General features: G+C 36.9%; 11 protein-coding genes. 3 read left to right on the plus strand and 8 right to left on the minus strand.

Translation table 11 applies throughout. The features are described from left to right. The first annotated feature begins 184 nt into the window (after positions 1-184). Both KQI83_RS06070 and KQI83_RS06075 read left to right on the plus strand, forming a co-directional pair. Complete coding sequence (locus KQI83_RS06070) at positions 185-1,636, plus strand: nicotinate phosphoribosyltransferase (protein ID WP_216555548.1); 1,452 nt, start codon at positions 185-187, stop codon at positions 1,634-1,636. A gap of 5 nt (positions 1,637-1,641) precedes the next feature. After that, positions 1,642-3,633 (plus strand): TaqI-like C-terminal specificity domain-containing protein, encoded by a 1,992-nt coding sequence (locus KQI83_RS06075; RefSeq protein WP_216555549.1) that lies wholly within the window; start codon positions 1,642-1,644, stop codon positions 3,631-3,633. Here the strand turns inward: KQI83_RS06075 and KQI83_RS06080 are convergent. The 8 genes from KQI83_RS06080 to KQI83_RS06115 all read right to left on the minus strand — a co-directional run bounded on the left by KQI83_RS06080 (position 3,617) and on the right by KQI83_RS06115 (position 11,102). Then, complete coding sequence (locus KQI83_RS06080) at positions 3,617-4,642, minus strand: lysylphosphatidylglycerol synthase transmembrane domain-containing protein (RefSeq protein WP_216555551.1); 1,026 nt, start codon at positions 4,640-4,642, stop codon at positions 3,617-3,619. The two genes, KQI83_RS06075 and KQI83_RS06080, sit on opposite strands and share 17 nt — an antisense overlap. Positions 4,643-4,665: 23 nt before the next feature. Continuing rightward, a complete protein-coding gene (locus KQI83_RS06085) occupies positions 4,666-5,214 on the minus strand; it encodes a hypothetical protein (RefSeq protein ID WP_216555554.1) in 549 nt (182 codons plus the stop codon). 32 nt (positions 5,215-5,246) lie between these two features. Beyond that, the gene (locus tag KQI83_RS06090; RefSeq protein ID WP_216555557.1) at positions 5,247-6,269 is read right to left on the minus strand and encodes a glycosyltransferase family 2 protein; all 1,023 of its coding nucleotides are present in this window, start codon (positions 6,267-6,269) and stop codon (positions 5,247-5,249) included. Between the two features lie 277 nt (positions 6,270-6,546). Further along, positions 6,547-7,176 carry a thiamine phosphate synthase gene (locus tag KQI83_RS06095; protein WP_216555560.1) on the minus strand — a complete coding sequence of 210 codons (630 nt, stop codon included), beginning with the start codon at positions 7,174-7,176 and terminating at the stop codon, positions 6,547-6,549. Then, positions 7,169-8,338 carry a 2-iminoacetate synthase ThiH gene (gene thiH, locus KQI83_RS06100; RefSeq protein ID WP_216555563.1) on the minus strand — a complete coding sequence of 390 codons (1,170 nt, stop codon included), beginning with the start codon at positions 8,336-8,338 and terminating at the stop codon, positions 7,169-7,171. Before thiH ends, KQI83_RS06095 begins: the two co-directional genes overlap by 8 nt. Before the next feature lie 19 nt (positions 8,339-8,357). Continuing rightward, entirely contained in the window at positions 8,358-9,128 is a 771-nt protein-coding gene (locus tag KQI83_RS06105) for a thiazole synthase (RefSeq protein ID WP_216555566.1), read from the minus strand. 156 nt (positions 9,129-9,284) lie between these two features. Then, the gene (gene thiS, locus KQI83_RS06110) at positions 9,285-9,479 is read right to left on the minus strand and encodes a sulfur carrier protein ThiS (RefSeq protein WP_216555568.1); all 195 of its coding nucleotides are present in this window, start codon (positions 9,477-9,479) and stop codon (positions 9,285-9,287) included. A gap of 210 nt (positions 9,480-9,689) precedes the next feature. Beyond that, positions 9,690-11,102: a methyl-accepting chemotaxis protein gene (locus tag KQI83_RS06115; RefSeq protein ID WP_216555571.1), complete on the minus strand. Its 1,413-nt coding sequence runs from the start codon at positions 11,100-11,102 to the stop codon at positions 9,690-9,692. A 284-nt stretch (positions 11,103-11,386) separates the two neighbouring features. On the opposite strand from KQI83_RS06115, the gene KQI83_RS06120 reads away from it, so the two are divergent. Further along, positions 11,387-12,652: an IS4 family transposase gene (locus KQI83_RS06120; RefSeq protein ID WP_216555574.1), complete on the plus strand. Its 1,266-nt coding sequence runs from the start codon at positions 11,387-11,389 to the stop codon at positions 12,650-12,652. Positions 12,653-12,672: the final 20 nt, after the last annotated feature.

The raw sequence follows: 12,672 nt of genomic DNA on the forward strand, positions 1-12,672 counted from the left end.
ATACCATTATGAAAATATATACTCCAAAATGGTTATACTCAATAATAAAGAATATCACACTTTTCTATAATTGAAAAGCTCTCTAAAACAAAAATCACAAATTAATCACATATATACTGTAAAATTTTAGGAAAATGTGATATATTGTCACTAACCTAGAATTTTGTATTGGAAAGGAGTAATTATGAGTACATTAAATTTAACATTATTGACAGACCTTTATGAACTGACAATGATGCAGGGGTATTTTAAAACAAAAAATCGCGAAGTCGTTGTATTTGATGCTTTTTACCGCAATAATCCATGTGACGGTGGTTATGCTATCTGCGCCGGTTTAGAGCAGGTAATCGATTATATCGAACACCTTCATTTTGACGAGGATGACATTGCCTATTTAAGAAGTTTAAAAATCTTTGACGAAGACTTCTTGGAATACTTGAGCAATTTTCATTTCACCGGAGACATCTATGCCATTCCGGAAGGAACTGTTATTTTTCCAAGAGAACCTTTGATTAAAGTTGTTGCACCTATTATGGAAGCACAATTAATAGAAACGGCTATTTTAAATATTTTAAATCACCAAAGTCTGATTGCCACCAAGGCTGCCCGTGTCTGCTATGCTGCTCAGGGTGACGGTGTTATGGAATTTGGTCTTCGTCGCGCACAGGGACCTGATTCCGGTACCTACGGTGCCAGAGCCGCTGTAATTGGTGGTTGCTGTGGTACTTCCAATGTTCTTTGCGGACAACTCTTTGATGTTCCGGTAAAGGGTACTCATGCCCATAGCTGGATTATGAGTTTTCCGGATGAATATACTGCATTTAAAAACTATGCTACCTTATATCCTTCTGCCTGCATTCTTTTAGTGGATACTTATGACACCTTACGTTCCGGTATTCCAAACGCTATCCGTGTATTCAAAGAAATGCGAGCAGCCGGTATTCCTCTTACTTTTTACGGTATTCGTATGGATAGTGGTGACCTTGCTTACCTGTCAAAAAAAGCCCGTAAAATGTTGGATGATGCAGGATTTCCGGATGCAGTTATTTCTGCTTCTAACGACTTAGACGAATATTTAATCGAAAGTTTGAAAAACCAAGGAGCAACCATTACCTCCTGGGGCGTAGGAACGAATCTCATTACTTCCAAAGATTGTCCTGCTTTCGGTGGTGTATATAAGCTTGCTGCTATTCAGAATGAAAATGGGGAATTTATTCCAAAGATTAAGCTTTCTGAAAATACAGAAAAAGTTACCAATCCGGGAAATAAAACCGTTTATCGTATTTATGAGGAAGACTCACACAAGATAAAAGCAGACCTTATCTGTCTGGTGGGCGAAACTTTTGATACGAATGAAGATTTAAGACTGTTTGACCCACACGAACCTTGGAAAAAGACCCTGTTAAAAGCGGGAAGTTATTCCATGCGTGAACTTCTGGTAAAAGTATTTGACAAAGGAACCTGCATTTATCATTCTCCAAAGGTCATGGATATTCAAAAATACTGTGACAAGGAAAAAGAAACTCTTTGGAATGAAACAAAGCGTTTTGTCAACCCTCATAAGGTATATGTAGACTTATCTGATAAATTGTATGAAATGAAACGTCAGATTTTAAATGAGATGGGTCAGGAGTAACAACTATGTCCGACCTGCTAACATTAAAAGAGGTATGCCATCTCTTATCTGTTTCTACCGCTACCGGGAGAAACTGGATAAGATTAGAGAAACTTGTTCCAACTAAAACCATAGGAAAGCAGACTTATTTTTCCAAGTCTTATGTGAATCGTTTCAAAAAAGAACTCACAACCGGAAAAAATACTGCCCTTAAAAGCAGACGCAACAAACGTTTTGTTACAGGAAACGGAATTTATCGTTCCTATATCTCTCCTGATTCACCCAATACCGCTTGCGTCTGCCAGCTTTTCCTGGCACTTTCGGAATACGATATAACACTCACTGCCGAGCAAATAAACCTGTTACTGGCAGAATGTGCCCTACAACTTATTTGCCAACGAACCGGACTTGTACCTCCCGACACCGACTCTTCCATGGAGTCTTTTCTAAAACTATATGTAACCAAACAGTTATGTGTGGAACAATATACTTCCTTATTGGATGATTTCATTTCCTGTGGTAACTCTGCCCTTACCTTTATAGCAGAATATCCCACATTATTTGACATATCCTATAAGTATGTACCTTCCGAAGACATCTTGGGATTATTATATATTTCTCTGAAAAATATGACTTCCCGCAAAGCTACAGGTTCTTATTATACACCCACGGAAATGGTATTACACTTGATACGCCATCTGGTGGATACGCAAAAAAATCTTTTGGGAAAACAGATTTTAGACCCTTGCTGCGGAACGGGGAACTTCCTGTTACAGCTCCCTGATACCTTAGATTTTTCTCGGGTACACGGCAACGACATTGACCCTGTAAGTGTAACCATTACCCGCATCAATATGGCTTTGAAGTTTCAGGTAGAAGACATAGCTTTACTTTATCAAAATATTACCGTTTCTGACTTTTTAACTACCAAGGCGCATTCTTCTTATGACTTCATTATTGGGAATCCGCCTTGGGGGTACTCCTACTCTAAGGATGAGAAAAAGCAACTCTGCGAAGCCTATCAATGTGCCAATGGTAATTGTGTGGAATCTTATGACCTATTTACAGAACGTGCCATTTCCCTGTTAAAAGAAAATGGTACACTTGCTTTTGTTGTTCCTAAGGCAATTTTGAATGTAAAAAGTCACACTGCCATTCGTGAGTTCATGTTGAAAGAAACTTTGATTTCCAGACTGGATTTTTTAGGAGATACTTTTGATAACGTACAATGTCCAAGCATTATTTTACAACTTGTTCGTACACAAAAAGTACATACTTGTATTGGCATGACTGTTTCTGACCCAAACGGTTCTTTTGTGATACAAAAGGAACGTTCCTTAACTTCGGATTGTTTCAGCCTTTTCATTACAGATAGCGAATACAATGTTTTAGAAAAAATAAAAAACCATCCTCATCATACCACCTTAAAAAATCAAGCTGATTTTGCTCTCGGAATTGTTACCGGAGATAATAAGAAATATGTCTCCCATAGAAAAACTTCTGACAATGAAATTGTTTTAAAAGGTGCTGATATTAAAAGATACCAAATACAAAAAAGTAAAAACTACATCACATTTCATCCAGAACATTTCCAACAGGTTGCAAGAGAAACCTATTATCGTGCACCGGAAAAACTGGTTTATCCCTTTATCAGTAAGCATCCGATATTTGCCTATGATAATGAGCAGCACCTTTCCCTGAATAGCTGTAATCTTATCATTCCGCACATTGACGGACTGGATATCAAATATATTCTGGCGGTTTTAAATTCCAGAATTACAGCCTTTTTATTTGCAAAACAGTTTGATTCCGTAAAGGTACTACGCTCTCACATAGAGCAGATTCCTATTCCGATAATTTCTTTTAATGAGCAGAAGGAAATCCTCCGACTTGTGAATGAACTTCTTACGGAACAGGATTCTGTCACATTTCAGTTAAAGTATGATGCACTGGATAAAATGATTGCAAAACTTTTTGAACTTACAGAAGCTGACTATGAGATTATCTGCAATTTATAATTTTCTTTCCTGCCACATGATATGCAATGGCAACTATTGCGCTAACTATCAATAAAAAGTAAAAATTGAGTCCACGGGTCACACACATAGATGCAGTTAGATACGCTCCCGGAAAAATCTGTGCAAATGCGGTCTTATACATCATTTCTGTGATTCCCTGGGCTCCCGGTAATGGAAGCATATCTACCGCAATATACACCGATGCCTGCACAATCATTACCGTAAGCATACTCTGTCCTTCCATCCCCATTCCCCGATAAATAAGATAAGTAAGGAAAAACACACTGCATCTTTGTAGGATGGTACCAACCATGACCTCTGCTATTTTTCTCTTATTTTTTCCTAAAAATACTACTGCTTCGTGATACTGGTCTGCCATTTCCACTAACTTTTCTGTTCGTTCTCCGGAACCTTTCAAAATATGCAGTCTTTTTAATAAATTCTCCCCACCTACCACAAGTTTCTTAAAACAGCTTGGACTTATCATAACAAACAGTAAAATTCCTACCAGCAATACATTCAGCAACAATCCTAAATAGTAAAGATACATATAATTTTTCAAAAAGGCTTCCAATGGTGCATGATAAAACAGTAAGATACCAAGTCCCATAAGCACCAGTACCAATTTATATACCAGTGCTACTACCATAAGCACTACGGTACTATTTGATACCTTATGTCCATCTTTTTGCATATAGTATAGTTGCACAGGCTGTCCTCCGGTAGCAGATGGTGTAATTCCTGAAAAAAAGAACCCTACAAAAGAATATCCAATACATCGGAAAAGATTTGCCTGCTCGTGTAGGGCATGTAACAAATACCATATCATAATTCCCTCTGCTACAATGAAAAACAACGCAACAATCGCTGCTGCTACCAGATAGTCTGTATTTAGATTCTGTACAGCTGCAGCAACTGCTCCCATATCATTTCCTTTTACAATTACCCGAAAGGTTAATAACATTAATAGCAATAAAATTATTGCACTTATCAGATTTTTTCGTTTCATATTGTCCCCTTCTCCTAATTCTCCTAGTATGCATTTCCCGCCTGTACTGCTCCAATAAATTCCTGCAATGCTCCCTCATACACCACATGGGTTTGTGGCAACTCATAAAAATCTCTTGGGGTTACCAGTGAAAAATGTTTTTCAAACAACTTCATTCCGTTTTCTTCTAACAGCTTTGCAGAAAATGAAGAACAGGTATAGTGATTTTTCTGATAGAAGGGCTTTTGTAAAAGAATAAATAACAATCCTACGATACAATAATGATAATGAAATCTCTGCTGATAACATTCTTCTAACTGCTGCTCTATCTGCGCTTTCTGTTCTTTGGTACATTCCAAGCTCACGATTCGATAACGTGCTGTGGGAAATGCCTGTACAATCTGATATATATTTTCTCTTTCAAATCCTGCACTTAATGGAATAAACGGATTTCTTCTTCCCACACTATATGCCCTTTGCAATTCCTGATCCAATGCCACTACCACATGGATATAATTACTCTTTGTGACTCTTCGTATGATGGATGCAAACAGCCCCGGTGTATCTACCAGTGCAAAATATATTTTTTCCATTATTTTGCCTCTTTTCCTCTGTATTTTTATTTCTAATTAAACTGATATATCTTTCGTGCTGTTTTATATCCGGCAAGTGTAATTCCTGCTCCGAACCTTCCCGGCAGATAAGTCAATCCGCTTATGGTTCTTCTCTTCAATTTAAAATATAATTTCTGATTGTGATTCTTGATATAATTCCACAACATTTCTCTCTTTTGCATTGCTTCTGAAGTTCCTATGAGTAATAAATGAATGGAGGAAATTGCCATCATAATAGAAATATTTCTGGTTAAATAATTTGCAAGCTTGGGATATCGTCTCTCTACTTTTCCGATATCTGCGCAATTAGACACTAATTTTGTCACACGAATTTGCTGGTCAATTCGTTGCATCAATACTTTTTCATTCACAGACTGATCTTCTCTTCCCAAAAAGTAATGATACATATCCAAGTTCAAATAACATATAGTATGTACATACGGAAGCGGCTGATTTGCAAAAATATTATCTACATAAAAAGTATGTCTTGGAAGTCTTACCCCGGCTCTTCGTAGTACATCTGTCCGATAAAACAACGCATGCATCACTAAATACTGAGAGGGGCGAAATCTTCCGATGTCGTTCCAACCACAGACCACATTTTCCTTAAAAACATTTCCATAAGTCATCCGTTTTGCTTTTCCTTCGTATAAGTGATCATAAATATAATTACATACAATTAAGTCTACTCTTGTATCGCTCTTATCCCATTGTTCTATTGTTTGCAACAATTTCTGCAACTGAGATTCTTCCAACCAGTCATCCGAATCCACCACTTTAAAATATCTGCCCGTAGCATGCTCCAATCCGGCATTTACTCCGGCACCATGTCCACCATTTTCCTGATGAATCACTTTTACAATCTCCGGATAATTTTTTGCATAATTATCTGCTATTTCACCGGTTCGGTCAGTGGAACCATCATCTACAATGATAATTTCTACTCGTTCTTCCCCACTTAATAAAGTATCTATACAACGCTCCATATAACTCTCTGAATTATAACAGGGTACGGTAAATGTAATATCTTTCATAAATTTTCCTCCTCACTTGTTCTTTTCATTTTCTTTAACGAAAGAACTTCCAATTTTTCTTCAACTAATTTTTCATTCTTTCTTATTGTACCGTACCAATGTAAAATCTGCCCTCATTCTACCTTACACTTTTCTTACAATTCTGTAAGGATTTTCTTTCCAAAATATAAACACAGCATTTACACGTTAATGTAACATGGTATTTCCTTGCGGAGCATTTTTAATGTAATAGGAGGCTATTTCCTATGATATAAAAAGAATCTCTGAAAACCTATTTCTAAGTTCTCTGAGATTCTTTCATATACTCTGACATCATGCATGCACCTGCTGCATTGCTTTTTTCTATTTGTGTTATGTTTTCCGGATGTATTCCACCAATGGCATATACCGGAATCGTCACGCTTTCGCATACCTCTTCTAAAAACTCCAAACCTCTTGGCGATAAGCCCGGTTTACAAGCTGTGGTAAAAATATGCCCTGCCGTAACATAATTTGCCCCAAGCTGTTCTGCCTCTTTTGCTTCTTCTACCGAATGAATGGACGTTCCGATTATACGCATTTCTTTCAACGCCTGTTTCTCCATGCCACTTTCATTTCTATATTTTTTTAACATAGGAAATGGCAAGTGGATTTTATCCATTCCAAGACTTTTTGCTGCTAAAAGGTAAGTATGTGGGATTAGTTCTACCTTACTCTGACCTGACTTTTTTCGGAGCATTTCCAATAACTTGGCATATATTTCCTCTGATAAATCTTTTTCCCGTAAAATCAATCTATCCGGCGGATTACCAATATATTCTAATTTTGCCAGATGTTCAACATAATCTTCTATTTTTCCTGTGCCGTGATATTTCCGATACAGTCCCCAGTTAGAAACTGCAATTCGTTTAAATGAAAACCTAGACATAAACATAATCATTCATAACAGGCTGTAATCCCTGCTCCTTAATTGCAGCAAATACTTCATCTACATTTCGGCTATCTGCAATTTCAAATTGATCGTCACCTTTTTCTTCTACCTCATCGGAATGACTTCCGATTCCGGTACTTACCCCTGCTGAAATTTTGGTTGCTGTCATACCAATAACATGATTTCTGAATTCTGCACGTTCTCTGGTGGAAATTGTCATACCTGCAAATGGCATGAACAAGCGATATGCACACATAATCTGAAGCAACTGTTTTTCATGTACATCCTTTGGATTGATTGTGGCATCATTTACAATTGGGCGCAGTCTCGGACAGGAAAATGATATTTCTGCATATGGATATTTTCGTTGTATGTAGTATGCATGAAGTCCCGTTGCCAAAGCGTCTTTTCTAAAATCTGCCAGTCCCAACAAAGCTGCAAATGCTACGCCACGCATTCCTCCCTTTAGTGCTCGCTCCTGAGCATTAAATCGATATGGGAAAATTCGCTTATGTCCTGCCAAATGCAATGTCTCATATTTATCGGAATCGTATGTTTCTTGAAATACTGTCACATAATCTGCACCGCACTTTTGCAAATATGCATACTCATCGGAATTCATTGGATATACTTCAATTCCAACCATTTTGAAATATTTTCTTGCAATCTTACATGCCTCACCAATATAAGAAACATCTGACTGTGTTCTGCTTTCCCCTGTTAAAATCAAAATCTCTTCTAATCCGGTCTTAGCAATGGCTGCCATCTCTTTTTCAATTTCTTCGGTATTTAACTTCATTCTATGGATATGATTGTGGCAGTTAAATCCGCAATATACGCAGTAATTTTCACAATAATTAGAAATATAAATCGGAGTAAACATATACACGGAATTTCCAAAATGTTTTGCCGTTTCCTGTTTTGCTTTTTGTGCCATCTGTTCGATATATGGTTCTGCTGCCGGAGAAAGTAGTGCCGCAAAATCTTCGATTTCTAAATGGTCTTTCATTAATGCACGTTTTACATCTGCCCCGGTATAATCTTCTGCACAATACGCATTCCTTGCAGAAATTACTTTATCCATAATATCCGAATCTACTTGTTCCATTCCTTCCATATATTCCATATGGTTTACTCTTGGTCTTGTATCCTGTTCCATGTTCTTCCTTCTTTCTCTTCTAATCCCTTAAAAATCCTGTCATTGGGGAGGAGGCTGTTCCGCCTTTTTCTAACACTCTTCCAAGTTTTGCAAGGTATGCCTCTCTTCCTGCTTCTATTGCTTTCTTAAAGGCAGATGCCATAGCGGTAATATCTCCTGCTGTTGCAATGGCGGTATTTGCCATAACTGCCGCAGCTCCCATCTCCATTGCTTCACATGCCTGCGAAGGACGACCGATTCCTGCATCTACAATAATCGGTAAATCAATTTCATCTATCAATATCTGAATAAATTCCTTGGTTGCCAATCCCTTGTTGGAACCGATTGGTGCTGCCAATGGCATAACGGCTGCTGCTCCTGCATTCACCAAATCTCTTGCTACATTTAAATCCGGATACATATATGGCAACACGACAAATCCTTCTTTTGCTAAAACTTCCGTTGCCTTGATTGTCTCTTGATTATCCGGAAGCAAATACTTGGAATCTCGCATAATTTCAACTTTTACAAAATCCCCACATCCAAGCTCTCTGGAAAGTCTTGCAATTCGCACAGCTTCTTTGGCATCTCTTGCACCGGAAGTATTGGGTAACAAAGTTACTCCCTTGGGAATAAAGTCTAAAATATTTTCTGCTCCTCCTGAATTTGCACGACGAACTGCCAAGGTAATAATCTCTGCTCCTGCCTGCTCCACTGCTGCCTTAATTAACTCTACATTATACTTTCCTGATCCTAAAATAAATCGTGACTCGAACTCATGTCCACCGAGTACCAGTTTATCGTCTTTCATCTTGTTTCCTCCTGTTGATATTTTCATCTGTGTTTCTATATATTGCCTCTTGTTTCTAACATTACTTTTGTTTCTAACATCACTTTTGTTTCTAACATCACTTTTATTTCTAGCATGATATGTATAAGTTTTTTCGTTTTGGTAATTCCCCCTTTATCAGCCACCTCCCATAAATTTTACAACTTCCAGTTGGTCTGCATCATTTAATATATACGTTTGATATTCTGCTTTTGGTACAATTTCTTCATTGCATTCTACTGCAATCTGCTCTGGTTGATATCCTTCTTTTGCTAATACCTCTGATAAGGTAATTCCCACTGGATACTCTTTTTCTATTCCATTGATAATCATGTTCCCACTCCTTTGATTTTTTATTTTCAGGTACAAGAAAGAATCCTGCCCAGAAGGATTTTTATGTAATAGGGAATTTCAACGAAATTTCCTATTACATAAAAAAAGCCACCACGAAGAGAACTACACCCGCGGTGGTGTACCCCTTCGTGTGGCTTACGCTTCACACTCTGTTACGCATTATAGATTGTTTTTTTCAAAAAGTCAAGATTATACTCTTTCAAATCGTTTTACTTCTCCCTGCAATTCTGAAGAAATACTCTGACTGTTTTCAGTTTCTGTGTGAATCAATGAAATGGCATTTACAAGACTTACTGCATTTTGTGCCACATCAGAAACTCCCTTTGCCCCTTCATCTACATTCATAGATATATCATTGATACCAGTATTCATATCCTGCATGGTTTTTTCTATTACAGATGCTTTTTCTACAAATTCTTGTAAAATCTCATTCATATTATCAGCATCTGCCTGATACTGCTTAACAATATCTACAAATCCATCATAATCTGTGATTACCTGTTCATCCAGAAATTTCAACATCTCTTCTGCATTATTTGCCAGTTTTTCTACTGCTTCTGTCACCATTCCACTAATATTTTGAATATTATTTGCAGTATCACGACTGCTGTCTGCAAGTCCTCTTATCTCATCTGCTACTACTGCAAATCCCTTTCCAGCCTCTCCTGCTCTTGCAGCCTCTATGGATGCATTCAACGCCAACAAATTTGTCTGACTGGCAATATCCAAAATATCCCCTGTAAGCTCATTTATTTTCTCTACACTCCTGCTTTCCTTCACTGAACTTTCCAATACATCTCTGATATCAGTAATTACCGTATTTGCAGTCTCTTTGCTCGCAACTGTGTCATGGTACATTTCTCCTGAACGGCTCTTTATGATATTCACCATTTTTGCCCCTTCGTCTGCCTTACCATTAATTTCTTTTACCTGCTCTAATATGTCGTTACTTCCTGATGCAATTCGCTCTAATGTAGATGCTACTTCCTGCATATTAGCAGAAAGTTGTTCCATCGCAGAGGATACATTCATTGCACTTTCATTAGATGCATCCACCTGATTCGTCATTTGTAATGTAGACGCTGACATCTTGTCTGATTCCGACTGAATCTTTTGCATCAACCCTTGTAGCTGCTCCATAAAACCATTAATACCAGAAACGAGCTGTCCCACTTCATCATTGGTTTTCACATCAATTCTTTCTGTAAGATCTCCTCTATCATTCTCTATTTTTTCTACAATTCCAGCTAAACGTGCACTGGCTTTTTGGGCAGGGATTGCAATCGTTCTTATTATAATAAAAATTACAATAGTCATAATAACGATTACCAAACCTACTAATATGAAATTAAATACATATGTACCACTAATTCTCGTATTACTATGTTTTATAATACCATTTAAGTTATTCTCTATTTCTTCTGCCCCACTAGAATCCCCACTTTTTACTTTTTGCTCTATCTGCGAAACTTCTGTATTAATTTCTCTGTTATAATTTTGTATAATACTTAATGCAGACAAATTACAAAAACAGATTCCTATCATGAGCACACCCAAAAGCACCACAAATCCAATTACTTTCTTTCCTATACTATTTTTCATTTTACTTCCTCCATTCGCAATTGAAACCTTTCCTCCTACCTGCTTATTATAGCAATTTATTATAATTTTCACAATATTTTGTATAATTTCTTCTTTGAATTACATAAAAAAGAGTCCGCTTGTCGGACTCTTTCGCACCCGAGCGGTGTCATTTATGACTAATTTCATCTCCGCGAGGTGCGCTTCCAATGTTGTCAACTTAAGATAAAAAAAGTACTTGACAAAGTGAACAAAAAATGTTGCGCCGCAATTGATTATAGACTAATTGATTGCGAGGTACATTTATGGGTTATTTAGATATTGTAAAGAATATTTTCATCGAATTGCAGAAGCAGGTAAGTTGTCAGTCATTAAAAAAGAAATATTTTTCGCATAATGAAACTGCATTTACCAGAAAAAGAAATATGCCATTGACCCAACTGGTTGCTTTTCTATTACAACGCACCACAAATGGATTGGATATTAAATTGGATAAATGGTTTTCTAAATGGATGCCGAAAGATTCCTTACCAGTATCACGACAGGCAATATCAAAAGCAAGGCAGTTACTGCCTGAAGCTATTTTCCATGATTTTTTAAATCTTTCAGCCAAAGAATTTATGGGTAATATCATTTCTAAAAAGAATTGGAATGGATATCAGATATATGCAATTGACAGAACAGATTTACAACTTCCGACAACACCAGAAACTTTAAAAGAGTTTGGAAATATGAAGTCACGTTTTGGTACACAAATAGCAGGAGCAAGTGCATCTCTGCTTTATGATGTCCTAAATGATGTAATTCTTGACGGGGTTATATGTCCATATAGAACAAATGAGAGAAATATGGCAAAAACACTATTAGAAAATACAGTATTCAGGAACTCCCAGGATAATTGTATTGTAGTGTTTGACAGAGGGTACCCGGCTTATGAATTTCTTGGATATTTATTTGATAACAATATCAAATTTGTCATTCGTGTAAAGGAGCAGATGAGCAGACTCAGAAATACCAATACAGAAGATGATGAGGTGTACAGAAAATGTGGAAGTAAATGCCGAACACTTCGAACAATACACTTGCGACTTGAAAATGGAACTGAAGAGTATTTAATCACTAATCTCTCAAAAGAAGAAATTGCCCATGTCGCTTTTAAAGAGTTATATTTCTTACGTTGGGGAATTGAAGGAAAATATAAGGAAATCAAAAGCCGATTTGAAATCGAAAATTTCAGTGGTAAAAAAAGCATTTGCATAAAACAGGACTTTTATATAAACCTGTTTTTATCCAATATATGCAGCCTGTTAAAACAAGAAATTGATGATGAATCAGATAATGATGAAGGACTAACGAGAATCTATCAAACAAGGAAAACCTTTGTAATCTATCGGGTAAACAACATAATAAGTGGTTTGGTTCTTAAACAGGTAGAGTTGGTAGAAGAACTAGTGAATTTAATAGAATGTTGTAAAAAGAAACGTTCACAAATACGATGCAACCGTAAGTGTGAACGTAACTTAAATATAAATCGGCGTAAATACAGTAATAATTATAAAAGCTGCATTTAACAACCAAAAACAACAAGTAA

The sequence above is a fragment of the Roseburia sp. MSJ-14 genome, from assembly GCF_018918225.1.
Classification (GTDB): domain Bacteria; phylum Bacillota; class Clostridia; order Lachnospirales; family Lachnospiraceae; genus Petralouisia.

Excerpts from the sequence above, each read along its gene's own strand:
- KQI83_RS06070 (WP_216555548.1), top strand. The coding sequence starts at position 185 with ATGAGTACATTAAATTTAACATTATTGACAGACCTTTATGAACTGACA.
- KQI83_RS06075 (WP_216555549.1), top strand. The coding sequence starts at position 1,642 with ATGTCCGACCTGCTAACATTAAAAGAGGTATGCCATCTCTTATCTGTT.
- KQI83_RS06080 (WP_216555551.1), bottom strand. The coding sequence starts at position 4,642 with ATGAAACGAAAAAATCTGATAAGTGCAATAATTTTATTGCTATTAATG.
- KQI83_RS06085 (WP_216555554.1), bottom strand. The coding sequence starts at position 5,214 with ATGGAAAAAATATATTTTGCACTGGTAGATACACCGGGGCTGTTTGCA.
- KQI83_RS06090 (WP_216555557.1), bottom strand. The coding sequence starts at position 6,269 with ATGAAAGATATTACATTTACCGTACCCTGTTATAATTCAGAGAGTTAT.
- KQI83_RS06095 (WP_216555560.1), bottom strand. The coding sequence starts at position 7,176 with ATGTCTAGGTTTTCATTTAAACGAATTGCAGTTTCTAACTGGGGACTG.
- thiH (WP_216555563.1), bottom strand. The coding sequence starts at position 8,338 with ATGGAACAGGATACAAGACCAAGAGTAAACCATATGGAATATATGGAA.
- KQI83_RS06105 (WP_216555566.1), bottom strand. The coding sequence starts at position 9,128 with ATGAAAGACGATAAACTGGTACTCGGTGGACATGAGTTCGAGTCACGA.
- thiS (WP_216555568.1), bottom strand. The coding sequence starts at position 9,479 with ATGATTATCAATGGAATAGAAAAAGAGTATCCAGTGGGAATTACCTTA.
- KQI83_RS06115 (WP_216555571.1), bottom strand. The coding sequence starts at position 11,102 with ATGAAAAATAGTATAGGAAAGAAAGTAATTGGATTTGTGGTGCTTTTG.
- KQI83_RS06120 (WP_216555574.1), top strand. The coding sequence starts at position 11,387 with ATGGGTTATTTAGATATTGTAAAGAATATTTTCATCGAATTGCAGAAG.